We start from the raw sequence: 25,884 nt of genomic DNA on the forward strand, positions 1-25,884 counted from the left end.
AAACAGCACTAAGCCTTGAGCAAAGACCCTGCGCAAATACCTGTGGGATTACCCTCATACAGCGCAATTTTTCCATTCACCATTACCAGATGCAAGCCATCTGGTTTTGCTTTTGGTGTCGTTGCCGTGGAATTATCCCGTATGGTATTCGGATCGAACAAAACCAGGTCAGCCTTGAGCCCAAATGCTATCCGTCCCCTATCATAAAAGCCCAGCCGCGAGGCAGTCTCCCCGGTCATTTTGTGGATCATCTGTTCCAACGCCATCACGTGTTTCTGCCTCCAATAGCGATCGAGGAAATGTACGGCAGCCTGGAAGGACCTGGGATGGCACTTTGTTCCCCCGTAGAGTGCATCGGTACCGAAACACATCAAGGGATGGGTCATGATTCGCTTCAGTGATTCCTGGCTTTGGGTGATATCAGTCATGACAGCCGAGCCTTTTTCTTCTTTGAGCAAATCGAAAAACGCATCAAAAGGTCCTTGTTGCCGCTCGCTTGCAATATCAGCGAGGGTCATGCCTTCATATTGCGGATTGCTGTCAATGGTAATGGCTGTGATATTGTCCCAGCCACAGAGCTCATAGAGGCTATCCCAACCGACCGGGTCTCTCATCATGGCTTTTATGGCTTCCCGTTCCCGGGGACTGTCCAGAAGTTTCTGCAAATCGTGCCTGTCCAACCGCAAATACTGTGGTGGCAACAAACTAAACAGACTGGTTGAACCATATTCATACGGATATTGGTCAAATAATACGTCAAGGCCACTGAGTCTGGCATCTTCGATGAGCGTGAGCATCTGATCGACAAGGTGCTGGTTCTCTCTCCCAATTGCCTTGAGATGACTTACTTCGAGTCGGACTTTCGTGTATTTGGCAAGGTCGATCACTTCCTCCAGGGCTGAGAGTACATCGTCGCCCTCACATCGCATATGGACGGCAAACAACCGGTCGTATTTCTGCGTCACCTCAAGCAAGGCTAAAAGCTCGCCCCTGCTGGCAAACAGGCACGGAGCATAATAGAGCCCGCTGGAAAAACCGAGACATCCCTGTTCATAACTCTCTTCTAGCAGTCGGCACATGGTCTGCACTTCCACTGAATTTGCACTCCGATTGGGGTTTCCCTCAATAGAACGGCACCTCAATGCGCTATGGGATTGCAAAAACGCCATGTTCGTCCCGCTGCCCTTTTTACCAAGCTCTGCACAATAGCTGTCGAAATCTTTCCATCCAAAGGGAGCGTAATGACCAAGGACATCACGGGTATAGGCGTAGAGCACCTCATCGTTAGGCTTTGCAGGGAACACCCCGATCCCACAGTTTCCTGAAACCTCAGTGGTAATACCCTGCCCGATCTTTGCTTCCATCGAAGGGTTTCTCAACACTTCCAGTTCACTATGGGCATGAATATCGATAAACCCAGGGCAGAGCACGAGGCCTGTTGCATCGATTACCTTACCAGAGGGTTCCCCTCCGTTATTGAATATTCTTTCTATTTTATCATTCTTGACTGCCACGTCACCCTGATAGGGTTCGCTTCCTGTTCCATCGATAATCGTGGCATTCTGAAAATACACATCAAAGGCCATGTAACGTCTCCTTAGGTAACAATTTTGTAAGCTCATATAATAAAGACTGTTCAAGCATTCTTACGACATTCTGGTAATTGCCCCGTTTGCGGGTAAGCATAAGGGAGGCCTTGAATTCATCCAGATGACTGGGATCGACCAATACCGGGGGATACCCGCCAAATAACAATTCCCCTCCGAGAACCAAGGTTGCAAATACACTGCAATAGTGCTCGAACGGACAGATACGAAGCAGCTCCCCGTACAAAAAAAGAGCACGGACCAAGGGATGGAGATGAATCCATTCGTTTTCGTATTGATTCATGAGGATTTCCATCTGGACTGAGACAGGAAACAACCGCAGATCATTGCCTTGGGGGTTGGCAGGGGGAATGGAAACTTTCCGGTACAGGGCAAGGTCTTCATCGTCGATCCCCTGCATCATGGTCCTGTAAAGAGTGGAAAGCCGTTGTTCATTGAACGTTGAGCTCTCTTTTTTCAGACCCTTGCAAGGCCCAAGACCTGTTTCCTGTACAAACCGCAGCAAGATTGAGCGGCAATTCAAAGCCAAGAGCTGAGTTTCCATAGCGAGATCAGGAACGAACTCCCCTCCAAACAGCAGGGAAAGCTGATCACTCGTTACAGCTATGCCTTCACAGGCAAAACTACTCTCGATAAAACGTAAAATAAGTTTTTTATAATCGCCGAGGAAAGTTGTCTCGTTGCCTTTCATGCAAGAGAGCTGTTTCTGCAGAGTATCAAGTCGAGAAAGATCGAGAGACCCAAACCGAAGTTCGAAGTTTTTCAAGTGCCTCAGCTGACGACCATCCCCAGGCTTTAAGGAAGTCAGAGGTATGTTCCAGGCCCATCCGGAACGGACGACACCTTCGATACGTCCTTCTGAGCAAAGGATACGTACCCTTCGCTCGGAAATATCCCATTTTTGAGCTGCCTGCCTAACACTCATGAACATCTTACGTTACTACCTTAAATATACTATTCCTATGTAGGAGTAATACCATGGATTCAGCCCAATAGCAATATATTCCATTTTTATCAGGGCTTTACCTTGGGAGGAAATATCGGAATAATGGATGGGGAAGGGAACTGCCTTCCAATTTCTTTGGGAGGGAACTATATGGATCAGTACGATGTCATTATCGTGGGGAGCGGACCTGCAGGGATGGGAGCAGCCTTCACGATTGCTGCACAGAAACCAAACATAAAAATATTGATATTGGATCGGGAAAAATTCTCTACCGGTGGAATGCGTAATGACTGCAAGATGAATTTCACCTTTCCTATTGGCTTTCCTGTCGAGTATTGGACAGAAGGGGTTGCAAACAGATATCTCGAACAGGTAGTGGATTTTCTGAAGCCTGACTTTCTCAACCAGACAAATATCGAAACCTATCAGAAACGAGCAGAGCGCCTCGGGTGCAGCCTGCTTCAGATTCGCCAGACCCATCTAGGCACCGACGGTGGTTTGGCCTTGATCAAGAAATTGCTTGCCCAGCTGGCCGACCTTGGTGTTGACCTTGCCCTCGGAGAAGCAATGGAGCAAGTCAACCCTGCAGAAAAATCCATCACTACCGAAAAACGGGAAATCGGGTACAAAGCCCTTCTCGTAGCCCCAGGTAGAAAAGGATTCCACTTCCTGCAGGATGTAATGTCGACCCTTTCGGTCCCCTTTGTAGACAATATCGTCGATATCGGGATTCGTTTGGAAACAAGAATCGAACACTATCCCATTGTCAAAGACTATTATGACCCAAAATTCTATTTTCCTGAAAAAGTCAGGACTTTCTGCACCAATAGCGGTAATGCCCACGTGGTGAAAGAACGCTATGCAACAAGCAGGGGGGACCAGTGGCTCTCTGTCAACGGACATGCCTTTGCCCCAGATTTCAGGCATGACAATGGCCTGGTAAATTTCGCTATTCTCAAAACGGTACGGTTTACGGCCCCACTTGCCAGCGGGCAGGCGTTTGCAGAGAATCTCGGACTGCAAGCCTCTTTGATGGGTGGGGGGAAACCGCTTATGCAACGGGTCGGCGATTTCCGCCTTGGCTCACGAAGCAGAGAAGAAAGCTTCAGCAAGGATCTCTATGATTTCGAACCTTCCCTGCGTGACTGCTGCCCTGGCGACATATCTTTGGCAATGCCGGCAAAAATTCTCAGGGCAATCTGGAAAGCCATGAAGAACCTCGATACCATCGTGCCGGGAGTCCTGCATCCTTCCACTATCATGTACTACCCTGAGATCAAGCTATATGCCAACAAACCGACCTATCTTGACGAACACTTCAAGGTTCACGAAGCGGTATGGTTCGCAGGCGACGGGGCGGGGACCAGCCGCGGCATAACCGGGGCCTGGGCCAGCGGGATCCGTGCGGCCGAAGGGATACTCGAAACCTTATAAGGTAAAATCAAACCGGTTGTTCAACCAAGTGGTACAAAGCCCCACCCATTGCTGACAGGCTGTGTTGGGTGTCCCTACCTCTTGGTTGCACATTGAAAGGCCATGGACTCCTTCACTGAACAAGTGTAGCTCAAAAGGGACATTTTGGCGCTGCAAGGCCGAGGCAAGCTGAAGACTGTTTTCTACCGGCACAGAGGCATCGGTGACCGTATGCCAGATAAAAGAAGGAACAGTGGTTGACGACACCTGGTTCTCCAGGCAAAACAACGCTCGGTCGGCTTCAAGTTTTCCACTCACCCAGTCCGCACTTTCCTGATGACAAAACTCACCGGTAGAAATTACCGGGTAGCAAAGCACAGCGGCATCGGGTCGGTTCAATCCGTCCTTTGTATCAAAAACCGCTTTCAAACGAGGGTGGTCATGCAAAATAGCCAAAGAGGCTGCAACATGACCCCCTGCACTGAATCCCATGATGGCAATATGATAGGGATCACACATCCAAGGAACCGAATGCTCCCGTATCTTGATGATTGCATCGCTTGCCTCAATCAAAGGATTGAGGTTGGAAGCCTCGTCTCGCACAGAATAATCGAGAATGAACACATTATATCCCAGAGATAGAAAATATAAGGCAACGGGATCACGTTCCCGTTCGCTTCTGAACCGATAGGCTCCGCCTGGGCAAATGACTATCGAAGGACGAATATTGCGAATTCCTCCGTCCTGGGTGAACGATTGAAGATATCCTGTCAAGGGAACCTGATTTTTTCCTACTGCCGTCTGTATGATTTTCATGGAGAAAATAATAACACAAAAATCAAGAGTAGTATCTCAGGAAATTGTTTTTTGGTTATCCCTGATCCAAGAAACCAATTGCTCATAGGGAAGCGCTTTTGCATAATAAAAACCCTGGAGATAATTGCAACCTATTGCATGCAGGTATTCGATTTTTTCCATAGTATCGACACCTTCTGCTACAACCTTGAGACCAAGGTCCTGGCAAAGCTCTACAAGCCCCTTGATCATGCAGCGGGTATGTTCTGAGAACGGTATTTTGTCGATAAACATTTTGTCAATCTTGATACTATCGGCCGGAATATTTTCCAGATAGGCAAAGGAAGACAACCCGGTCCCGAAATCATCGATTGACAGTTTGCATCCGAGTTCTTTCAGCTTGAAGAGATTTCCCAAAGCTTGCTCAGGAGAGTTCATAATAGCGGTTTCGGTAACCTCAAAAATCAAATTACCCGGTGTTATTTCCTTTTCCTGAAGCAATGACTGAACAAAAGAAACCAACTTTGGATTCTCAAGGGTATTTGCAGACAGATTGATAGAGCAATGCAGATTCGGAAAAATCAGATTGAGGGTTTGTAGATGTTTAAGAGCCTCTTCCAAAACCCAGTTCTGCACGATTTCTATATACGGGGTGTTTTCCACCAAGGGAATAAAAAAGGCAGGGGAGAGAGAACCAAAAACAGGGCTATTCCATCTGAGCAAAGCTTCCACCCCGACGATTGAATCTGAAGCAGTGGTTACTATCGGCTGGAAAGCCAACGTACATTGATTCTCCTGTATCGCCAGGGGAACGCTTCCGATGATAGCCAAGTTACGTTTCGAAATCTTTTCAAACCCATCTTGGAAATGCATGTAGAACGTTTTCTCCTGGTAGGCTGCTATAGAGGCAATCTGTGCCTGGTTGAGCAATTCAATAGGATCCAACCCTTCAATCGTATGGGTTGCTGACCCCATATGGATATCCAGATAATAGGGGATGGAATCTATGACTATTGGAAATGCGTTAAATTGCAGGCTTTTCCGTTCTATTTCTTCATTACTCGGGAATTCCCCTACATAAAAATAGGAGAGGGTTTCCCTGAAAATCTGGAACCCAACAAGATTCTTATTACTCTTCTGTTGTAAAATCGCCTTTGAGGTTGCATAGATGCATTTATCTGCCACTTCTTTCCCGAAGGTAGATAAAATACTGTCGTAATTGCTTACCTGAAAAACCCCGAGACAGCAAAGCTCTTCTCCCTTATGGGTTGCAGACAAGGAGTCGAGCGCTGCAATCAGGGCAATCTGGTTATCCATTCCTGTGTCTGCATTATGGGTGTCTGACCACCTTTTTAAAGCAAAATGCTTTTTGAGATACAAGGAAATACACCCTTGCAACAATCCTATGGCGATAAAAATGCAACATCGACAAATCCAGTTCGCCGATGTCTGCATACTACCGTTGGCAACATCCAAAGGCATGAGGGGACCAAGAAGAAACCCTCCTCCCAAAGCTGCAAAAAAACCACCCCATACATCAAAGGCAAAGGCAGCAAGGAGAATGGGAATATACATGGTATGGGAAAAAACGTAGGTCAATCCACCGGTAACAAAAACCAGCCAGGTAGAAAAAACAATAAGGAGGCAAATGAGCAAAAGCTGCCAGAAAACCATGGATGCAGTCCGGTGTAATACGAGGCTTTCCAAAAAATCTTTATGCTTCACGCTTCATCCTTTTATTTGCCATACAAAAATCAGAGTATCAATTGCAAACAGGGGGTCACTTCAAGGTTACCCCTTGTTTTAAGCCAATGTATTCGACATCACACAACCCATAGTACAGAAAATACAGATAGGATAAAAGATTCCTCAAATCGAAAAAAGAAATAATTTGCCAGTCTTCCAATAACAGAGGGCAACATCTCTTCAAACCGGCAATCCTTGCCAGGGAAAGTTAAAAACCGTTACTATGTTTGCAATGGAAGAATATTCGTTTTCCCGTTTATCTGTATGGATATCGTGTTTTCTTTCTACTGTTTTCCCGTCTACCTATTTATTTTGTTTTTATTGAGGAGTGCTACAATATGGAAAGAGTTATCATGGATGTCGACACCGGTCTTGATGATGCGGTAGCAATAGTATTGGCCGCAGGGTCAGAACAAATACAGATTGAAGGAATCGTTGCGGTTTGTGGAAACATGGGTTTGGAATATACCTTGGAGAATACACTCAACGTATGTGATCTGCTTGATATCACGGCCCCTGTCTACAAGGGTGCAGACCGTCCCCTTCTGCGTGACAAGGTTGACGCAGGGGAATTCCATGGCAAGACGGGACTTGACGGCCCTGTTTTTCCTCCCAGGAAAAAACAAGTCACCAAGGGTCTTGGTGTCCAATATATTATTGATACAGTCCTTGCCAACCCCAATCAAATCAACCTGGTTGCAGTAGGACCGCTTACCGACATTGCCCTTGCCATTCGGGTCGAACCAAAAGTAGCCTTGCTTGCCAAGCGAATCGTAATCATGGGCGGTTCTTTCTCAAGGGGGAACGTTACCGAATTTGCTGAATTCAATACCTATGCAGACCCTGAGGCAGCACAGATTGTGTTTACCAGCGGGGCAAACCTCTTCCTTTTCCCCCTCGACTGCACGATGCAGGTCAGGCTGAGCAAAGAAAGGCTTGCAAGCTACCATGCAATGCATAAAAAGGCCTCAACGATGGTTAGCGCCTGCATGGATACCTATATGTACAATTATGAGCGTTTCAACCAAGGATTGCCGGTATTGCACGACCCCCTGTGCATCGCGTTTCTAATCGACCCTACCCTTTTCGGTCTGCACAGAAAAGAAGTAACGGTTGAACTGGCAGAAAAAAAGGAATATGGGAGAACCCTAGCAGGTAAAGACTGTACAAACGGAGGTGTTTCAGTGGCTTTGCAGGCAAAGACTGAGGGATTCTGGGCACTGATGGATAGTGCCCTTGCAACACTTCAGTGATACACCACAAGGTTTTGTACGCTTTCACGGATCTTTGGCCTTGTCTCTTCTGCTGGGTACCCGAAGGTAGTCACCAGCGAAACCAGCCAATCGGAAGGGAAAAGGCCAAGCAAGGCAAGGACCTTGCTTTCATCGAACCCTTCTATGGCACAAGACTGAATCCCCTGCAATGCTGCACAGGTCATCATGTTTGCTACTGCCAGGTAGCCTTGGCTTCTCGACCAGCAGTCAAGTCTGTTGTGCTCTGACAAAAAAGCATGGTAGGGTCGAAAATCCTCAATGAAGTCAGAGAGGTTTCCGGGAAACCGGGAACCTTTTTCCTTGACTGGTCTTCCGTCTGGGTCGTACCAGGGTGCCGGTCTGGCAAGCGTTACGATGCTCACTGCGGCAGTCCTTACCGATTCCTGGTCAAAACAGGCATGATACAGCTTTTCTTTCACTTCTTGGGACTGGACAACATGGAAAGCCCACATTTCAAGGCCGAAGGAAGTCGGTGTCAGGCGTGCCGATTCAAGGATTTCCTGGAGAGCCGGGTTCTCGATTGCTCGGTTTTCATAGAGTTTGCAGGCAAACCTTGTTTGCATGGCTTCAAGAAAGGTCATAGCATGCCCCAAGCCGTTTCCAAGGCTGTTTCGATCATAGGATACAAGGCTGGGATACGTTGGGTATCGGCCAAGCCTTCTTTGGAGACACAGCTATCGGTCATGGTAAGAATCGAAAAGGCTTTCTTTTTCGACCAGGCTGCAGTGGAATACAAGGCATAGGTCTCCATATCCTGCGCTAGGGCTCCAAGACGTGCCCACTGTCTCCAACTATCTTCTCCCAAGGCGTTGTACGAGGAGAAAAGGTCGCTCGAGAAGACCATTCCGGCATGAAATGTAAAACCTCTGTCCTGTGCAGTTTGTATGGATGAAAGCAACAAGGAACTGTCGCAACAGGGACTGAGTGTGCCCTTGAGGTTGTATTGGTGAGCCCAGGCTGAGTCAGTACTGGCTGTCATTGCAAAGACCAAGTCACCTACCCCTACTTCACTTTGGAGTCCACCGCAGGTACCGATACGAATTATCGCCTCGACCTCATATTCGTTATACAGTTCATAGCTGTAGATACCGATCGAAGGTCCTCCCATGCCAGTGGAAAGGACACTTACTTCTTTCCCCTTGTACAGTCCGGTATAGCCGAGCACATTGCGGACATCGGTAACCAGCCTGCTTTGATCGAGGAACTTCTCGGCAACCAGTTTTGCCCGGAGGGGGTCTCCTGGGGCAAGCACAATCTTTGCAATATCGCCTTTCTTTGCCCTGTTATGGGGTGTCATCAGGAAGCTCCTTTCTCATAGGCCTTGCCGGCTGCACTCGGTGCATAGTTCTTTCCACTGAAAAGAACCAGTGCAACAAGGGTGACCACATACGGCAAGATATTGAAGACTTCGGTAGGGAGGACCCTCAAGGCCGGGATATTGTTGGCAATGATTGCAAAGGCCTGGGCTGTCCCGAAGAGGAACGCAGCCCCCATTACCCCTAGAGGTCTCCATCTCCCGAAGGAAACAGCGGCCAAAGCGATGAACCCTCGTCCGTTAATGGTATTCGAGGTATACTGGATGGTCTGGGTCAAGACACAGCAACCACCGGCAAGGCCTGCAAGGCAACCTGAGGTAAAGACAGCAAGGTAGCGTATCTTCTTCACGTTGATACCGACGCTTTCGGCAGCACTCGGGTGCTCTCCGCAAGCGCGTAGGTGCATCCCGAACGGAAGTTTATAGAGGACAAACCAGGAAATAGCCACAATTGCGATCGCCAGGTAAGCCGTGGGATAGATTCCCAGCGCATCGGTCTGCATGCCCATTCTGAACTCCCTGGTCCTATCGGCAGAGAAAAGAATCTGGGAGGCAAATATGGTGACCCCTGCAGAGAGCAGGTTGATACCAGTCCCGCTGATAGTCTGGTCTGCATTGAGATTGATAGCCGCCACGGCATGGATAAGGGAGAACAAGCCCCCTGCCAGGGCTCCTGAGAACAAGGCAACGAATATGGACAGGGAATGGGGAACCCCTGCAGATTCCATAATGACATGGGAAGCGGCGGCAGTACAGGCCCCAATCGCCATAAGTCCTTCGAGGGCAATGTTTACGACTCCCGACTTCTCACAGATCATACCGCCGATGGCAGTGATGAGAATGGGGGAAACAATCATCAGAATAGAAGGAAGCATACCTATGATTGTACTCATTTCGTTATAACCTCCTTCTGCAATTGTCTCTTGTCGAGGTATTCCTGATATATCTTCAAGGCAGAACGGAGAGCTATGAATATTACGATCAGGCCCTGAATGATAAAGGTGATTTCCTTGGGAATCTGCTTACCCTGCATCAAAGCCTGTGCATTTTTAAGCATTCCGAAGAGAAAACCTGCCAACATTGTGCCACCTGCTGTACTATTGCCGACCAAGGCAACGGCAATACCGTCGAATCCATAGTTATCCATCCCGGAAAGAACCCTTCCGTATTTGAATGAGCCAAGGGCGACAATCCCGCCGGCAAGCCCGGCGAACGCCCCGCTTATTGCCATCGAGATGGCAATGCTTTTCACTACAGGGATTCCACTGGCCCTTGCAGCTTCCTTGTTGAATCCGGTGGCACGCATCCCAAAGCCTAGATTGGTCTTTTCCATGATAAACCAGAAGAGAATGACGGCAATGAACATAAGAAAGATACCATTGTTGAGCAGGGAATTATGAGTCAATCTCTGGAAGGTTGTGTTTCCGATCAAAGCGGTTTCCGGAAAGTTTGCGGTTTTATAGGTGGAAGCCCCTGGCAACTGCAAACAGATTATCCTGGATAGATACAGGGCTATATAGTTGAGCATAATGGTCGATACAACTTCGGAGACCTCGTATTTTGCCTTGAGGATACCGACAACCCCACCCCACAGGGCTCCAATGAGAATGGCACAGAAAATTGCCAAAACCCAGTGGAGAAAAGGAATCTGGGGCCCTAGCAGGGCAACGACCTGTGCGATGGTCATGCCCATGATATATTGCCCTTCACCTCCGATATTGAACAATCCTACCCGGTTGGCAAATCCCATTGAGAGTCCACAAAGAATAAAGGGTACGGAATAGTTGAGCGTTTCACCGATGTAACGGACATTCATTTTCCCATTGTCGATATTGTACCCGGTCAAAGACTGGAAGATTGCCTTGTACATATTCAAGGGATTCTTCCCTACCAGGGCAACGAGGATGGTTCCACATAAAAAGCCAAGCAGAACAACCAGGACAGATACTGCCCCATCAGACTGGAACAGTCTTTTCTTTTGCAGGGAAGCTTGCTTTGTTGCTTTCATTGTTTGCCTCCATCTTTTCTGGAACCGGCCATCATCATACCGATTTCCCGTTCGGTAACCTCATTCTGGTTGTTTACCGCCACGATACTCCCCTTGCTTATGGTAGCTATCCGGTCACAGAGGTTCATGATTTCATCTAATTCAAAGGAGACAAGCAACACAGCCCGGCCTTTCCCCCGTTCATCGATGATCCTCTTGCGGATGTATTCAATGGCCCCTACGTCAAGGCCACGTGTTGGCTGGGCGATGACAAGGATTTTCGGCGAAAGCGAGATTTCGCGCGCAATGATTACTTTCTGCTGGTTCCCTCCCGAGAGGCTTCCCGCCGGGGTCTGTGAACCCTCACCGCAACGAACATCAAATTCCTTGACCAGCCGATCTGCGGTTTCGCTCATCTTATGATAATTGAGCAGGCCATACTGATTGCTATAGGGGGTTTTGTAATAGTTTTTCAGGGCAAGGTTCTCGCTGATGGAGAATTCACCAATGAGCCCGTATTTATGCCGGTCCTCGGGAATATACCCCATTCCCTTTTCTATACGGGAGCGAATGGACAAATCGGTGATATCCTCACCGTCAAGGAAGATTTTTCCCGAGCTGACAGGGGAAAGCCCTGTCAAGGCAGACAAAAGTTCTCCTTGACCATTGCCGTCTACCCCTGCAATTCCGACAATCTGCCCTTCTTTCACCTCAAGGCTCAGGTCTTTGACCTTCTGAAAACCCGAAGGGTCTTTGACAGTGACATGCTCAATGGAAAGCACGACTTTCCCGGCTTTCTTCTCTGGCTTGTCGATTTCGAATTTAACTGAGCGGCCTACCATCATTTCTGCAAGGTCCTGCTCCGATACATCGCCAACCTCAACAGTACCGATGTATTTTCCACGGCGAAGCACAGTACATCGGTCTGCGACGTCTTTGATTTCCTTGAGTTTGTGGGTGATTAGAATGATGGTTTTGCCTTCCTGTTGCAGACGGCGGAGAATCTCCATCAATTCATCGATCTCCTGGGGGGTCAATACAGCCGTAGGTTCATCGAATATGATGATCTTGGCATTTCTGTACAGGGTTTTGAGAATCTCTACCCGTTGTTGCTGCCCTACTGTGATGTTTTCGATGAGTTCCTTGGGGTCAACGGAGAGGCCGTATTTCTCGGACAATTGCTGTACCCTTTTTTCGGCACTCCCGAGGTCGAGGACCCCACCCCTTTTTCTCGGTTCCATACCAAGTACGATATTTTCTGTGACGGTATAATTCTGCACCAGTTTGAAATGCTGATGCACCATCCCAATACCCAATTCGGTTGCAACATTGGGGTTCTTTATCTCTACCTGCTTGCCGTGAAGCGATATTGTTCCATAGTCGGCGCTATAGGCTCCGAACAGAATAGACATCAAGGTTGATTTCCCTGCCCCGTTCTCACCGAGCAAAGCATGTATTTCCCTATCACGAACCTGAAGGGTAACTTTGTCGTTGGCTATTACCCCAGGGAATGTTTTTGTGATGCCAACCATTTCGATCGCGTAGTCTTGCATCCTTGGCTCCTTACAAAAGCTCCCTCTTTGGACACTGTTGCCAATATCCAAGAAGAGAGCCGGCAGAATCTCTGCCGGCAAAAACCTAACAGTTCGCCATAAAGTATTTGTTAGTCATCAAGAGCGGAAAGACCGGCTGGGACGGCCCCGTTTGCAAGGGCTTCCTTATAGGTCTTGTACAACTTGATTTTCCCACTGATCACGTCAGCTTTTGCTGCTTCAACCTGCTTGACCACAGAAGCGGCAAGTTTGGGGTTCGACTGGGAATATCCGACGCCGTCGTCTGCCATGCCCATCTGGACTACACCACCACGGAAGGTACCGTCTTCGACTTCCTTGAGCACTTTCAAGGAGGAGCTTTCGACTCTCTTGATCATGGAAGTTAAGACTGCGCTGTCCTTGCCAGCATAGATTCCGTCTTCATACTGGTCACTATCGACTCCGATTGCCCAGATGTCCTTGCCCTGCATCCTGTATTCCTTGGCTTGGGCGATGGTTCCGTTGCCGGTTCCGCCAGCTGCGCTGAAGATGCAGTACACCCCCATGTCATACCAGTTTTTGGCTTGGGCTTTTGCCAATTCAGGTTTGCCCCAGTCGTTAGCATAGTAGTCATAGATTTTTGCATTCGGGAAAACAGAGAGAATTCCCTGTACATAGCCGACTTCAAACTTGGTAATGGTTGCCCCTGGCACGCCACCAATGAAACCAAACTTCGGATCTGCAATCCCATCTGCCTTGGCTTGCAAGGCGGCAGCGAGTCCAACCAGATAGGAACCCTGCTCTTCTGAATAGATGAATTCCTGCACATTTGGCTGTCCAACCCAATCGACATCGACAATGACGAATTTCTGGTCAGGATACTGTGGGGCTACTTCCCCGAGGGCATCTGCCCAAGTAAAACCGGTAACCATGATTACGTCATAGCCTTCATCGGCAGCCTGGCGAAGATTCGGAATATACATATCCTGGGTCTGGGCTGTCACTACGTCATACAACTTACCGCGATTGGTAGGATTGGCTACAGTATCACCATAGTAGGCAACGATACCTCTCCAGGCAGCGGCATTGAAAGACTTGTCGTCGATACCGGTAGCATCGGTGAGTAATCGAATGGTGGGCTTACCGCCGGCAGCGGGGGCAGCCGCTTCTTTGGATCCTTGTGCGAATACGCACATACCCACAAGCAAAATCAAGAAAACCGTACACATTTTCTTCATGGAAACTCTCCTTAGAAATAGAATACATGAGATGTAACAAGCATTGTACCACAGGTGGGGAGAAAAAGTAGCTCTGTTTACGGTGAATATTCCTAAGCCAAGTCTGAAAAAGGTTTACAAAATATAAGTTTTTATTGCCAGCGCAACCCCGTCTTGGTCATTCGAGGCAGTATGCACGTGGGCATGCAGTTTGGTCTCTGGCAGGGAATTTTCCATGGCAACGGCCAGGCCTGCAAGGTCGAACATGGGAATGTCATTCAGGCCATCGCCGATAACCATAAGATCGGAGCGAGTCTTCCCAAGCAGGGAGAGAAGGACTTCAAGGGATCCTGCCTTGTGCACATTGGGGGCTGTTATCTCCATGAAACAGGGTTCGGAGAAGGAGGCAAGGGCCTTATCTTTCAAAAGAATCTGCAAGGCAGCCTGTGCCGGGGCAAGCAATTCGGGTTTTCCTACGATCATAACCTTGCTCTGGGGTGTAAGCACTGCTTCTTTCATATTTTTGATGTACTTGATGGGAATGGAATTGTTGAAGGCTTCTTTTTTTACATAGGGGTCGTCGGGACAGTCGGTAATGACTCCTTCGCTGTCATAGCAGAGAAAGGCAAGATGGTGCTCTCTGGCAAAGTCAATAGCCTGGTATATCTGCTCCAGCTCCACGTCTTTTTCCCATACGGTCTCCCCGGTCTTGCAGGAAACAATCTTTGCACCGTTATAGGCCAGCATATATCCGCCGAGCCGAAACAAATCCAATTGGCGGGCAATGGGTTCAACCCCAAGCAACGGCCTGCCCGAGGCAAGCACGATGGTCACCCCTTTGTCTATCGCTGCATGTATAGCCTGCTTTGAGGCTGTTGTTATGTTCTTCTGGGAATCGGTGAGTGTGCCATCAAGATCGAGGGCGAGTACTGTATAAGGCATGCGTACCTTCCTTGCAAAGATAAAATCGGGGATAAAACGCCCCTTTCCAACAATGCAAGGTATATCATGAAGGGGTTTGGTTATGCTACAAGGTAGTTGGACGATCTCAGGAACAACTGCAACAGCAACAAGACTCTTCTTTTTTAACCTTGGACGAATATATCCGTATCAACTCCAGGATATCAGGGGAACAACAGCTATGGGAAGGATTCAGAACCTTGCAGTTACCCCCTGTACAGGCCTTTGTTGCTTCCTGGATTTTTGCAAGCGAATCGTTTCCCCTCTCGATGGCAGATACGATGGTACCTTTGTCGACTTGCTTGCAGTAACAAACCATTTCAGTTCCGGGCGCCGTTTTCCAATCCATACTAATCACACTCCCTGGTTTTCCAGAATTCTACCCTATTTGCAGGGGAAAAATTAGAAACCGAAAACTGAATTCATTGGCAGTCCTTCAAAATATTACCCAAAGGTTATCACCCATAGGAAAACCTCTTTTTCGACAAGTTCAAGGCAAACAGTATAATAATAGTCTCTCTTTTTTCGTTGGGGCATTTACACGTGCCGTTTATCTTACCGTACCAACAAGCAAAAAATACTAAAAGATTCCTTGGTTTCTTAATCCCAGGAAAAACACCTACGCCTTTCCTTTCAAAACCTGCTGATAAAAAAAACTCCTTGAATCTAATAACTTAAGATATAAGGAGTTTCTTTATTGAATTGTCTATCGGGCAGAGAGGATTTGAACCTCCGACCCCCTGGTCCCGAACCAGGTGCGCTAGCCCCTGCGCTACTACCCGTCAGCTTGATAGCCGACGTCCAATATAGCTTTTGCCTACTTTATTGTCAATATGAATCCGAGGGGGGCTTCTGTTTTCCTGCGGTATTCATTGACAGGGCGTATTCGAAATGGTATTTTTCATAAGAATGTCCGCGAAGGCGGAAAATGCATGGGAACAAAGAGGTTTATGATGTCTTCTAATGACGATACGACTGAAAAGAAAACCGACGGGGTTTCAAAAGAAAACAAGAGCGTAACCATCAAAAAGAATGGGGACGGAGCAAAAGACCAGAAGGCAATGGCAATCAAACCTAAGAAAAAGGTTACTATTGGATGGGTCATGGGGATGATAATCCTGATTCTCATCGCAATTTCCTTTGTGCTTGCCCCGGCTATCGAAGCCCTTGTAGGAAGAAACCAATCCAATGAAATTGTCTTCGGCCAATACGGTAAGGACAATATCAAATATACAAGCAACAACTATTTCTATGACCAGGTCCAGAGCTATGCCAGCCAATATAAGACCACAGATGGCAATAGCACCCAGACACTCTATCAGATTTGGAAAAGTGCCTATGACAGTACCGTCATTTTCACTGCCGTCAACCAGATGGCAAAAAAACTGAACATCATTGCAGCCGATGAAGTAGTCAACCGGGCAATCATCAACAGCGGAAGCTACAATAAAGACGGAAAATTTGATGTCGATACGTTCCAGAAAGCCTCTGCAGAAACCAAGGCTTCCATAGACAGGTCGATCAGAAGAGCCGTTCCCTACCAGATTGTCGTAGATGATATCGGAAGCGTTCTTTCCTCCGAAGCCGAGGCTGATTATGTTTCTGCTATGTCAGCAGACAACAGGACGTTCAGATATGTCTCCCTCGATGCTTCCCTCTACCCTGACCAGAAAGCCAGCGAATATGCCTTGATGAACAAACAACTGTTCTACAGCATGGATCTGAGTGTCATTTCCGTGGAGACCGAGGAAGAAGCCACCACCCTTGCAAGCGCAATTGCAAGCGGAGAAAAGACCTTTGAAGCTGCAGCAACAGAGTCCAGCAAAGATTCCTATGCCGAAGCCGAAGGAAAGGTTGGCAATATTTTCTACTATGGACTGCTTCCAAACATAAAAGACGCTGAGAAAGCCACCCAGTTTCTCACTGCCAAGTCTGGCGATGTCATCGGCCCTGTGGAAAGCAACAGCGGCTGGGCCCTGTATCGTCTCAACTCGGATCCCGAGGAAGCCGATTATACCAATCCAGCAACCCTTTCAAGCGTAAAGGCCTATCTTGCCTACAACGACGAAGCTATTATCAGCGATTACCTCTCTTCCCTTGCCGACCAGTTTGCAGCCGATGCTGCCAATGGTTTTGACGAAGCCGCAGAAAAAGCAAACCTTACGGTCAACGAAGTTGGGGCAACTCCCTTGAATATCAGTTCCAGCCAGTACCTGAACTCCTTCACCAACACGGATGCCAAGGGTCTCCTTGCCTCTGTAGCTACCGATGAAGCAACGGGAAAACTGCTCTTCTCAGAACCTGTCGGATCGATTGTCAAACCGATCAAAAACGGTTCAGCCTATCTTGTGGTCAAGGTTGAGACCGAAACCCAGGACGAGGGAATGAGCAACTATGTAAAGATGTTCTACAACTACCTGAGCAGTTCACAGAACCAACAGGACCTTGCACAGGCTGTCTTTGCTTCGGACAATTTCAAGGATAACTTCCTTACTACGTTCCTCAATGTAATTATCGGAAACTCATCGAACTAAAAAGTTCTCCCATGAAAGAAGCTGGCATACGTGCCAGCTTTTTTTATCCTTTTTCCCAATGAGCATGGAATTTGGCATTTCATTATGATACCTTATTTTTATTAAGCCATGAAAAATCAACACCGCACATCTATCATAGTTTTCGCTTGCCTTCTTCTTGTCCTGGGGTTTCTCTCCTATTCGGTCATCGATCGGTTGCTGAACACAAAAACCTTCGAATCGGTTGACAGGGAAACCGAAGTGTTTCAGATACCCCAACACCCATACTCTGAAAAAGAGGCGGAGACAGCCGGGAATGCTTTTCCCCTCGAATATCCTGAGGATGGCAAATTCACGATTCTCTGGGGAACGGATTTTCATCTCAGAAGGGGTCCCTTTGCAAACAGGGACAAGATATATTCGCTTCTTGAAAAAGCCTTCGCTGAAACAGATCCTGACCTTACCGTCATAACAGGCGATTTATTATTCAGTTTCAATGGGAAAGCCATGCTTTCAGAATTCGCCGCCTTTATGGAAAAAAACAAACAGTATTGGGCATATTGCCTTGGAAACCATGACGGGGAATATACGTATACCAGAAAACAACTCGCTTCCCAACTTGCAGAATATCCCCATGCTTTGTTCAGCAGTGGCGAAGACTGGGTTCTAGGTGAAAGTAACTATGTCATTACCCTCACCGAACAGGGAAAACCTGTACAGGCTTTGGTATTTCTCGATTCCCACGATGCAAGGGCATATGCAAAGCGCATAGGACCCGATTACATCTATCCTTCACAGGTCGCTTGGTACCGGTGGGTATCAGAGGGACTGGGAAAAGTTCCTCTCTATACGTTCTTCCATATCCCCTTGCCCGAATATAAAGAACTTTGGGAAAGCGGGAAGGCCGAGGGCCTCCAGCACGATTCGAAAATCAACGCACCCCTTGAAAATAGTGGTTTCTTCGAAGCTATGGTTGAGGATGGAGACACCGTAGCGACATTCTGCGGACATGACCATCTCAATGATTTCTCCGGGAACCTGGAGGGAATAGAGCTGGTAACCGGGCGTAGTGCCAGCTATGGTTCCTATGGCGCCTCTGATTTCCCCAAGGGGGTAAAGACCCTTACGCTTTACCGTAATAAAACCCCTTTTGCCATGCATACCTACACTATTGATGACTGGCAGCTGTAAACGTTGGTTGCAATTCTTGGTTTCAGCGCTACAATAGTCTGAGGAGCGACCAATGCAACATGAAGTGAAAAGACCAATTCCCTTACTTGACCGAAAAGGACATCTTGTTGAAGCAGGCTGGGCACGCCATCCTGTGTTTGCCTATGACCGCAAGGCTATCAAGGCAACGGCCTGGAAGATCAAGGAATGGGACTATTATGCAATTGTCAATCATGCCAAAGGGTACGCTGTTACCGCTACAATGAGCGACCTTGGTTATGCTTCTCTTTTCGCCCTCTCCTACATCGACTTCAACCGAGGAGCCTGTGCCCAGAAGGATGCAATTTCTTTTCTGACCTTTGGAAAGCTCGGCCTAAGCAAAACATCAACGGAAGACTCCCAGATTTCCTGGGCAAACAAAACCCTACGTTTCGCGTTCATTAAGAAAGGTGCCCAGCGCCATCTGCTGTTTGCCTGCCCTTCACTTGAGCTTCCCGATGGTTCCGTGGGACTGGATGTATCTGTAACCTTGACGCAGGACCCTCATATGGAAACCATGAATATCGCTACGAGCTGGGAAGAAAAACGCAAGGCCTTTTACCTGAATGAGAAGGTGAACTGCATGCCTGCCAAGGGTACCATACGAAGAGGAATGGAACAGGAACACCTCCAGGACGGGGATGCCTGGGGGGTGTTGGATTGGGGAAGAGGAAGATGGACCTACCAGAATCGTTGGTATTGGGGATCTGCATCAGGGCTTTTGGAAAATGTCCCCTTCGGTTTCAATATCGGATACGGGTTCAGCGACAGAACATGTGCAAGCGAGAATGTTTTGTTCTATAATGGAAAGATACATAAACTCGATGATGTTGTTTTTCATATACCCGAGACAGGATATAGGGAACCATGGACATTCAGCAGCAACGACAACAGGTTCAACCTTTCTTTCAAGCCTGCGGTGGACAGGGCTTCTACCACAGACTTCATTGTGATAAAATCAAACCAGCACCAAGTATTCGGGTGGTTCTCGGGAACGGTTGTTCTCGATGACAAAACTGAACTTTTCCTCGATGCCTTTCCAGGGTTTGCAGAAGATGTGGCCAACCGGTGGTAAATAATTGGGGAAAATATACGATGCCTTTGTCTTGAAACAACTTGCTCATTTGTATAGACTAGATAGGTATCACTTATTTTCGAGGCTATTACTAGGTAATTCAGCCACATATATCACAGGAGATCCATGCCAGATTTAACCCACTTTGCGGAACTAGGATTGTCCGCACAAACAATCGCAGCACTTGAGGCGAAAGGGTTCGAGGAACCTACAAAAATACAGGCCGCCTGTATTCCCCTTCTTCTCAAAGACCAAGTAGATGTTATCGGCCAAGCACAAACAGGAACAGGCAAAACTGCCGCCTTTGGCCTTCCCATTCTAGAAATCGTTGACCCCAATGCATACCAGGTACAAGCTTTGATTCTCGCTCCGACAAGGGAACTTGCCGTTCAGAACGCCGAAGAAATCAATTCCCTAAAAGGAAATAGACGCCTTGAAATTGCCGCAGTATATGGCGGTGCTTCCATGGATTTGCAGCTTCGCAAATTACGCAGGGGTGTACATGTTGTCGTAGGAACCCCCGGTCGTATCCTTGACCATTTGAGAAGGGGTTCTCTCAATCTCGAGCACTTGAAGTTTGTAGTTCTCGATGAAGCCGATGAAATGTTAGACATGGGCTTTGTCGATGATATCGAGGAAGTGCTCAAGCAGACCCCGGTAGAAAAGCGAATGCTTTGTTTCTCTGCCACAATGCCTGCCCCTATCAAGCGCCTTGCAGAAAAGTTCATGAGAAATCCTGAATTTGTGCAGATCCAGCAGGATATAAACACGAGCAACCTTACCGACCAGATTTATTTCGAAGTCCGTGAAGGTGACAAGTTTGAGGCTTTGACCAGAATCATAGACATGGAAGAGGATTTCTATGGCCTTATCTTCTGCCGGACAAAAGTCCAGTGTGATGAAATTGGACAGAAGCTCAATGCCCGTGGTTATGATGCAGAACCTTTACATGGAGACCTTTCACAGAAACAACGTGAATTGATTCTCCAAAAGATGAAGAATCGTACGATTAGCATCGTAGTAGCTACCGATGTAGCCGCACGAGGAATCGACATCTCCGATTTGACCCATGTAATCAACTACTCATTGCCTGAAGATCCGGAATCATACATCCACCGTGTTGGACGTACCGGTCGTGCAGGTAAAAAGGGTGTAGCCATTACCTTTGTCGGCCCACGTGAGTTCAATCGTTTCGCCTTTATCAAAAAAGTATCCAAGAACGATATCCGTAGGGAATCGGTTCCCGAGGCTTCCGAGATTATCGGAATCAAACGTGCCAGGATTTTAAGCAAATTGACTGAAATCCTTGCTGAGGAACACGATCCGAACGATACCTTCCTTCCCCTTGCCCAACAGCTTCTGGAAGACAATACCCCCGAACAGGTTGTTTTGACTTTGCTCAACCACTTCTACAAAGATGAACTTGACGAAGCCAAGTACAAGAACATCGGACAAGGTGGCGGAGATCGCGAACAGAGACGAGATTCCCGTTATTCCGAAGAAGCCGGTTTTACCCGCTTGTTCATTGCACGGGGACGCAAAGATGGCTTGGACAAACGCAGACTTATTGATTACCTCATCGAGCAGGTAGGTGCACGCGACCAGGACCTCCAGGATGTATCGGTTCGTGATGACTTCTCTTTTGTCTCTGCTCCCTTGCAGGTGGCTGAGAGAATCCTCCAGACTTTCTCTGACCGGAGTTCTGAGGGAAGGCCCCTTATTACCAGGGCTAAACCTGATAATCCAAACGGGAAAAACCTTTCTGGAAGAACCAGGTATGATGATCGTCCGGCCAGAAGTGGACGCGGTGGTTATGAAGACCGTCCCCGTGGTGGTGGAGGCAGACGTTCCCGTGACGACTACCAGCCCTACGGCCGGGACACCCATGGCGGAGAAGACGAACGAAGCCGAAGCGATGAAGGCTCTGAACGCCCGTATCGCAGTGAAGGCTCCAGCCGTCCCCATGGAATGTACTCAGGATCAGGAAAGGGGAAAGCATTCCCCAAGTCACGGTCCAACAGTAATGGCAAGAAATGGTAAATTGCAATTGATGCAAGAAAGGCACCCCGCGGGGTGCCTTTTTATACTAGCTATCATCTAGATTCTGGTTTTCAGTGACTGGCCGATTATTTGCAGGCTATACAGATATTGTTTGCGTCGAACCAAGAAAGCCAGCAGGAAAAACCCCAGATAGATACACCAGCCCAAAAGCCCTTTGACAATCCAACTCGCATAGATAAAAACAACCGAAGAAACTACCAACAGTATAATCTCACCGTAATCGTTGAGAGCCATCAGGTGCTGGACATACAGGTCTGCAATGATGCACCTGAGGGAAAGCAAGATGACAATCGAGAAAAGACTCAACGTAATGTCTTTGCATATCCCAATGGTTATCAGCGTCGAAACCACAGAAAGCACCACCATTGCCAGGTTGATCCACAACATGGATTGTTCCTTTCGGAAGGCCTTCAAGAACGAACTGAGCAACAGCGAAGTACGTGATTCAAACAGGCAGATGGGAAAAAGGATGGCAAGATAGGAAATTCCTTCCTTATACTGGGGAAGAAGATAATTCAAGCCGAGTTGCAAAGGATAGAAAACCAACAGAAGCAATATAACGGGAAATGATATGGAAGACCCCATGGTGTGAAATACGACAGGAAGCTTCGATCGGTCGCTTTGCTTAAGCAACGGAAAGAGAACCATGCTGATCTGGTTGATAAACAACACGATTGACTGAGCGGTAACCAAAGCGAAGGAGACCATGCCAAAGGTAGCAATATCCCATTCCTTGGAAACTGCAAACTGGACAATGCCAATGATCAACATACTGGCAACCGTGGCGAACATAAGCTTGAACCCTACCCCCAGATTCTCCTTGGCCTCTTTAAGACTTACAGAGAGGGGAACACCCTTGGTAAACAGGATATCCCTACAGTGATACCCCAGCCAAAACAGGGTAACACCCTTTGCCAGGAAGTCGGCAAGTATCAGATAATGGAACTCCCTTCTTCCGGTGAACAGAAATACAAGGATAAGGGCGACATTGAGCAGACGCTCATGGACGAGATTACGCGCATATTCGCTAATCCTCCCGATTCCCTGCAAAAGATACTGGAGCATCACCCTTGGTAGATATACAAGACAATTCAACCCAACGCAAAATAGTATAAGCCGTTCATCCAGATGTTTCAAAAAAACCAAAGCGTAGAACGATATTCCCAAAAACAGCAGGAATTCGAATACGGAATAGAGCCAGAACTGGGAGTGAACCACAGCACTGTCAATCTCATTCGCACTTTGGCCTCCATAACGGAGATACATGCCATCAGCCCATCCGAAATGGAAATAGATTGCATAACCCACGTAGAATATATACAGTTGCCAGTAGCCGAACTGCGAAACATCCAAGAAAGCGGGTATCAACAACCCCATAGAGGTAGTAGCAACTGCACTCATTGCATTCGCCGACAAGGAGTAGGAAAACTTCCTGACTGCGTTTTTCAATGACAGTTTTAATTTTGGTCCTTCATCTCGATCATTCACTGCGGGTTAATCATTCCGAATCATAGAAGCTATGTCAATCGTACAATTGAGGATTCCCTGACAAATACATTTTTGAATTTGAACATCCTACATGCAAACAACCGAAAGTAAAAATTGTAACACGAAACATGCAAGCTCTTTTCTCCTTTTTTCAACACGTAAAAAACACCATTTCCAAAGGGTTCCATTTCCTTTGCCTGCTATGATATGATACTGTCGATTGCCAAGCAGTTCTGCCCTTTTCCAAAGTAAAGAATAAACCGGCATTTCCTGTTTAAGGAGTACCATGAAAAAAGATTTCCTTTCCCTTGTCGGGAAACACAATAAGCTGACTTTGGTTATAATTGCCATCATTACCTGCTTTTTTCTTTACCAGGCTTCTTCCCTTACCTTAAATGGTGACTACGGGAGTCTGCTCCCCAATGGCGGGGAGCAGGAACAGTATAGTGGGGGAACAACCCCTACCCCAACACTCCCTGCCCCGACCGTTGAGGCTACAGCTGAAACACCTAGCATTCTCGAGACTCAGGTATTGACCCCTTCAGGCAATGGCCACCTTCTTTCAGCCGATGCCCAGCCCTTCAATGGATCCATCGAAGGGGAAGAGGACTATCCCCCTACCACAACCTATCTGGTAATGGTGGAATCGAAGGACCTTTATACACCCGAAAACCTCACCTTGATCGAAAACACGATGGCCAAGCTTAGCAGTACACGGGAACTGGGAGAAAGCACCTCCCTGCTGAGTTTCGTCACCATGGAGAAAAAAGGCTCACGGTTAATGACTGTCCCCTTTTCCCCCCACAGGGGAACCGATCCCTGGACTGAGGAGGAAGCAGCTACCTTGAGAAAAAGGGCCGAACAAGACCCTATCATTTCTGATTACCTGGTCAGTGAAGACCTGACCTGCATGCTGTTCTCCTTTGGGACTTCTTCTTTGGACCCCGCGCAGGAAGCACATCTTTCAAGTCTTTTACAACCGCTCAGGGATAAAGGGATACAGATTTCCATCAACGGAGGGGCTGTTATCAACAACAAGTTGATGTATTACCTGAACAAAGACCTCGGAACCCTATTAGGACTCTGTTGCCTTGCGATTCTTCTGGTTTATTACCTGAGCTTCAGGGCAAAGAGGAGCATGCTACTCCCCTTCTCCATGTCCCTGATAGGGATTATCTGGACCCTCGGTACTATGAAACTATTGGGCTATAGCCTCACTATCGTGAACATAGTAACCCCCTGTATGGTTCTCAACCTGGGTTCTTCCTATGCCATCCATGTGATAAGCGAATATTATTCTGATTTTACCAAAGGGATTTCCCCTATAGAATCGACACGCAAGATACTCAAAACCATCGCCATGGCCTGCTTGACCACAGTGATAGGTTTTTTGAGCCTGACCTTGTCAAAAACCCCTGCCCTGAGAGAATTCGGCGTAGCCGTCGGCATCGGGGTTACCTACTGCGCAATCCTTGCGGCAACCTATATTCCTGCACTGCTTACGATGGTAACCCCTCCCAAGCCACATCAGGTAAAGACTTATTCCCATGGGTTCCTTTCCAAATCGGTTTCCTATCTGAGCGAAGTGGTTATCAAACGTTGGTATGTGTTCTTCCTTCTCTGGATCGTGGTCATCTTTGGGTTTGTCGTAACGAAAGACCATATCAGGATCAATACAAACTACATGTCCTATCTGCCAAAGAAAGATGTATTTGGACAGAGTTCAAGGCATTTTGCCCAGAAAATGGGCGGTGATAGCCCGTTCATCGTTACGATTGAAGCACCTGAAGGTACAAAAAACTTCTTCCTCGAGGCAGGAAACCTTGAAAAGGTATACCAGTATGAGCAGACTGTACGAGAAAAAAGCAACGACATCCAACAGATCATTTCATTCTCGTCCTATGTCAGCTTTGCCAACAAGGTCTATAGCGGAACAGAGGGGATACCGACTTCTTCAGGCCTGATGAACCTCTTGAGCAGAATGGTAGTACTCATGAGCAAACAGACTGGAACGAACTTGAGTTCCATACTCGATGGAGATGCTTCAACTCTCAATTTGATAATCCAGAACTACGATTCGGTAGACAAAGACCTAAGCACTATCAGCAGTTCTTCTCGGATAGAGAAGGTCTTGAAAGACTACCTGCCTTTACTTCCCGACGGGACAAAGGTTTCCATCGGGGGAGATCCGCATCTCTCTTTGCGTTTTTCAAACACCCTGCTCGCAGACCAGAGAACAAGCACCTATGCAAGTTATCTCCTCGTCTTTATTGTGGTTCTCATTGCCTTTAAGTCTTTGTACAGTGCTTTCTATTCCATGATACCGATCCTTACAGGAGTCATGGCAAACTATATTTTCATGTATTTTTTAGACATCCCCTTCGATATGGTTACGGTAAGCTTTGCTTCGGTTGCTGTCGGGGCAGGTATAGACGATGCAATCCATTTCCTCATTCGCTTCAGGGAAAAGCAGAAACTGGAGCACCTTCCGGTCAGCCAGATGCTTCACGAAACCATCATAGAGACCGGTCGTCCGATTATACTGACTACCCTTTCCATAGTAACGGGAATGTTGATGTTTACCTTTGCCTCCTATACCCCGATCAAGTACTTTGGAAGCCTGATGGCCATTGCCCTGATAAACTGTATGCTATCGACACTCTTGATTATGCCTGCGGCAATCGTGATGGTCGAAAAGCTAAAGCACAAATTCGGGAGAGCCTAGTACAGACAGACAATACAAACA

General features: G+C 47.5%; 20 protein-coding genes and 1 tRNA gene. 7 read left to right on the plus strand and 14 right to left on the minus strand.

Annotated features, from left to right (window positions below; all coding sequences use genetic code 11):
* Positions 1-8: 8 nt before the first annotated feature.
* On the minus strand, positions 9-1,586 hold the full coding sequence (locus SPIGRAPES_RS05235) for an N-acyl-D-amino-acid deacylase family protein (protein ID WP_014269729.1): 1,578 nt from the start codon (positions 1,584-1,586) through the stop codon (positions 9-11).
* The gene (locus SPIGRAPES_RS05240; RefSeq protein ID WP_155816657.1) at positions 1,576-2,532 is read right to left on the minus strand and encodes a Fic family protein; all 957 of its coding nucleotides are present in this window, start codon (positions 2,530-2,532) and stop codon (positions 1,576-1,578) included. Before SPIGRAPES_RS05240 ends, SPIGRAPES_RS05235 begins: the two co-directional genes overlap by 11 nt.
* A 171-nt stretch (positions 2,533-2,703) precedes the next feature.
* On the opposite strand from SPIGRAPES_RS05240, the gene SPIGRAPES_RS05245 reads away from it, so the two are divergent.
* Complete coding sequence (locus SPIGRAPES_RS05245) at positions 2,704-3,987, plus strand: NAD(P)/FAD-dependent oxidoreductase (protein ID WP_014269731.1); 1,284 nt, start codon at positions 2,704-2,706, stop codon at positions 3,985-3,987.
* Here SPIGRAPES_RS05245 and SPIGRAPES_RS05250 read toward each other — a convergent pair.
* Together SPIGRAPES_RS05250 and SPIGRAPES_RS05255 are read right to left on the minus strand one after the other, a co-directional pair.
* Positions 3,982-4,782, minus strand: coding sequence for an alpha/beta hydrolase (locus SPIGRAPES_RS05250; RefSeq protein ID WP_014269732.1), 801 nt, complete (start codon positions 4,780-4,782; stop codon positions 3,982-3,984). The two genes, SPIGRAPES_RS05245 and SPIGRAPES_RS05250, sit on opposite strands and share 6 nt — an antisense overlap.
* Before the next feature lie 36 nt (positions 4,783-4,818).
* Positions 4,819-6,486 carry an EAL domain-containing protein gene (locus SPIGRAPES_RS05255; protein ID WP_014269733.1) on the minus strand — a complete coding sequence of 556 codons (1,668 nt, stop codon included), beginning with the start codon at positions 6,484-6,486 and terminating at the stop codon, positions 4,819-4,821.
* Between the two features lie 359 nt (positions 6,487-6,845).
* Between SPIGRAPES_RS05255 and SPIGRAPES_RS05260 the strand changes: the two genes are divergently transcribed.
* A complete protein-coding gene (locus tag SPIGRAPES_RS05260; RefSeq protein ID WP_014269734.1) occupies positions 6,846-7,760 on the plus strand; it encodes a nucleoside hydrolase in 915 nt (304 codons plus the stop codon).
* Here the strand turns inward: SPIGRAPES_RS05260 and SPIGRAPES_RS05265 are convergent.
* The 9 genes from SPIGRAPES_RS05265 to SPIGRAPES_RS05305 form a co-directional block, all read right to left on the minus strand.
* A complete protein-coding gene (locus tag SPIGRAPES_RS05265; protein WP_014269735.1) occupies positions 7,754-8,362 on the minus strand; it encodes a nitroreductase family protein in 609 nt (202 codons plus the stop codon). The genes SPIGRAPES_RS05260 and SPIGRAPES_RS05265 overlap by 7 nt on opposite strands.
* A complete protein-coding gene (gene deoD, locus SPIGRAPES_RS05270; protein ID WP_014269736.1) occupies positions 8,359-9,078 on the minus strand; it encodes a purine-nucleoside phosphorylase in 720 nt (239 codons plus the stop codon). The genes SPIGRAPES_RS05265 and deoD overlap by 4 nt, the downstream gene beginning before the upstream one ends.
* Positions 9,078-9,989: an ABC transporter permease gene (locus SPIGRAPES_RS05275; RefSeq protein WP_014269737.1), complete on the minus strand. Its 912-nt coding sequence runs from the start codon at positions 9,987-9,989 to the stop codon at positions 9,078-9,080. The genes deoD and SPIGRAPES_RS05275 overlap by 1 nt, the downstream gene beginning before the upstream one ends.
* Positions 9,986-11,104 (minus strand): ABC transporter permease, encoded by a 1,119-nt coding sequence (locus tag SPIGRAPES_RS05280; protein WP_014269738.1) that lies wholly within the window; start codon positions 11,102-11,104, stop codon positions 9,986-9,988. The genes SPIGRAPES_RS05275 and SPIGRAPES_RS05280 overlap by 4 nt, the downstream gene beginning before the upstream one ends.
* A complete protein-coding gene (locus SPIGRAPES_RS05285; protein WP_014269739.1) occupies positions 11,101-12,636 on the minus strand; it encodes an ABC transporter ATP-binding protein in 1,536 nt (511 codons plus the stop codon). Before SPIGRAPES_RS05285 ends, SPIGRAPES_RS05280 begins: the two co-directional genes overlap by 4 nt.
* 110 nt (positions 12,637-12,746) lie before the next feature.
* Positions 12,747-13,853 (minus strand): BMP family lipoprotein, encoded by a 1,107-nt coding sequence (locus SPIGRAPES_RS05290; RefSeq protein ID WP_014269740.1) that lies wholly within the window; start codon positions 13,851-13,853, stop codon positions 12,747-12,749.
* Positions 13,854-13,967: 114 nt separating this feature from the next.
* Complete coding sequence (locus SPIGRAPES_RS05295) at positions 13,968-14,774, minus strand: Cof-type HAD-IIB family hydrolase (RefSeq protein WP_014269741.1); 807 nt, start codon at positions 14,772-14,774, stop codon at positions 13,968-13,970.
* 106 nt (positions 14,775-14,880) lie between these two features.
* Positions 14,881-15,141, minus strand: a complete 261-nt coding sequence (locus SPIGRAPES_RS16790) for a (2Fe-2S)-binding protein (protein ID WP_155816658.1) — start codon at positions 15,139-15,141, stop codon at positions 14,881-14,883.
* A gap of 360 nt (positions 15,142-15,501) precedes the next feature.
* Positions 15,502-15,574: transfer RNA gene (locus tag SPIGRAPES_RS05305), tRNA-Pro, on the minus strand.
* 150 nt (positions 15,575-15,724) lie between these two features.
* Here SPIGRAPES_RS05305 and SPIGRAPES_RS05310 point away from each other — a divergent pair.
* The 4 genes from SPIGRAPES_RS05310 (at position 15,725) to SPIGRAPES_RS05325 (ending at position 21,629) form a co-directional block, all read left to right on the plus strand.
* Complete coding sequence (locus SPIGRAPES_RS05310) at positions 15,725-17,326, plus strand: peptidylprolyl isomerase (RefSeq protein ID WP_014269743.1); 1,602 nt, start codon at positions 15,725-15,727, stop codon at positions 17,324-17,326.
* A 108-nt stretch (positions 17,327-17,434) separates the two neighbouring features.
* Positions 17,435-18,496 (plus strand): metallophosphoesterase, encoded by a 1,062-nt coding sequence (locus SPIGRAPES_RS05315; RefSeq protein WP_014269744.1) that lies wholly within the window; start codon positions 17,435-17,437, stop codon positions 18,494-18,496.
* A 52-nt stretch (positions 18,497-18,548) separates the two neighbouring features.
* Positions 18,549-19,589, plus strand: coding sequence for a DUF2804 domain-containing protein (locus tag SPIGRAPES_RS05320; RefSeq protein WP_014269745.1), 1,041 nt, complete (start codon positions 18,549-18,551; stop codon positions 19,587-19,589).
* Between the two features lie 126 nt (positions 19,590-19,715).
* Entirely contained in the window at positions 19,716-21,629 is a 1,914-nt protein-coding gene (locus SPIGRAPES_RS05325; RefSeq protein WP_014269746.1) for a DEAD/DEAH box helicase, read from the plus strand.
* 57 nt (positions 21,630-21,686) lie between these two features.
* Here the strand turns inward: SPIGRAPES_RS05325 and SPIGRAPES_RS05330 are convergent, their stop codons facing one another.
* Complete coding sequence (locus SPIGRAPES_RS05330) at positions 21,687-23,138, minus strand: lipopolysaccharide biosynthesis protein (RefSeq protein WP_155816659.1); 1,452 nt, start codon at positions 23,136-23,138, stop codon at positions 21,687-21,689.
* A gap of 286 nt (positions 23,139-23,424) precedes the next feature.
* Here SPIGRAPES_RS05330 and SPIGRAPES_RS05340 point away from each other — a divergent pair, with 286 nt between their 5' ends.
* Positions 23,425-25,863 (plus strand): efflux RND transporter permease subunit, encoded by a 2,439-nt coding sequence (locus SPIGRAPES_RS05340; RefSeq protein ID WP_014269749.1) that lies wholly within the window; start codon positions 23,425-23,427, stop codon positions 25,861-25,863.
* The last annotated feature ends 21 nt before the right edge of the window (positions 25,864-25,884 follow it).

Origin of the sequence: Sphaerochaeta pleomorpha str. Grapes (assembly GCF_000236685.1) — a bacterium.
Classification (GTDB): Bacteria; Spirochaetota; Spirochaetia; order Sphaerochaetales; family Sphaerochaetaceae; genus Sphaerochaeta; species Sphaerochaeta pleomorpha.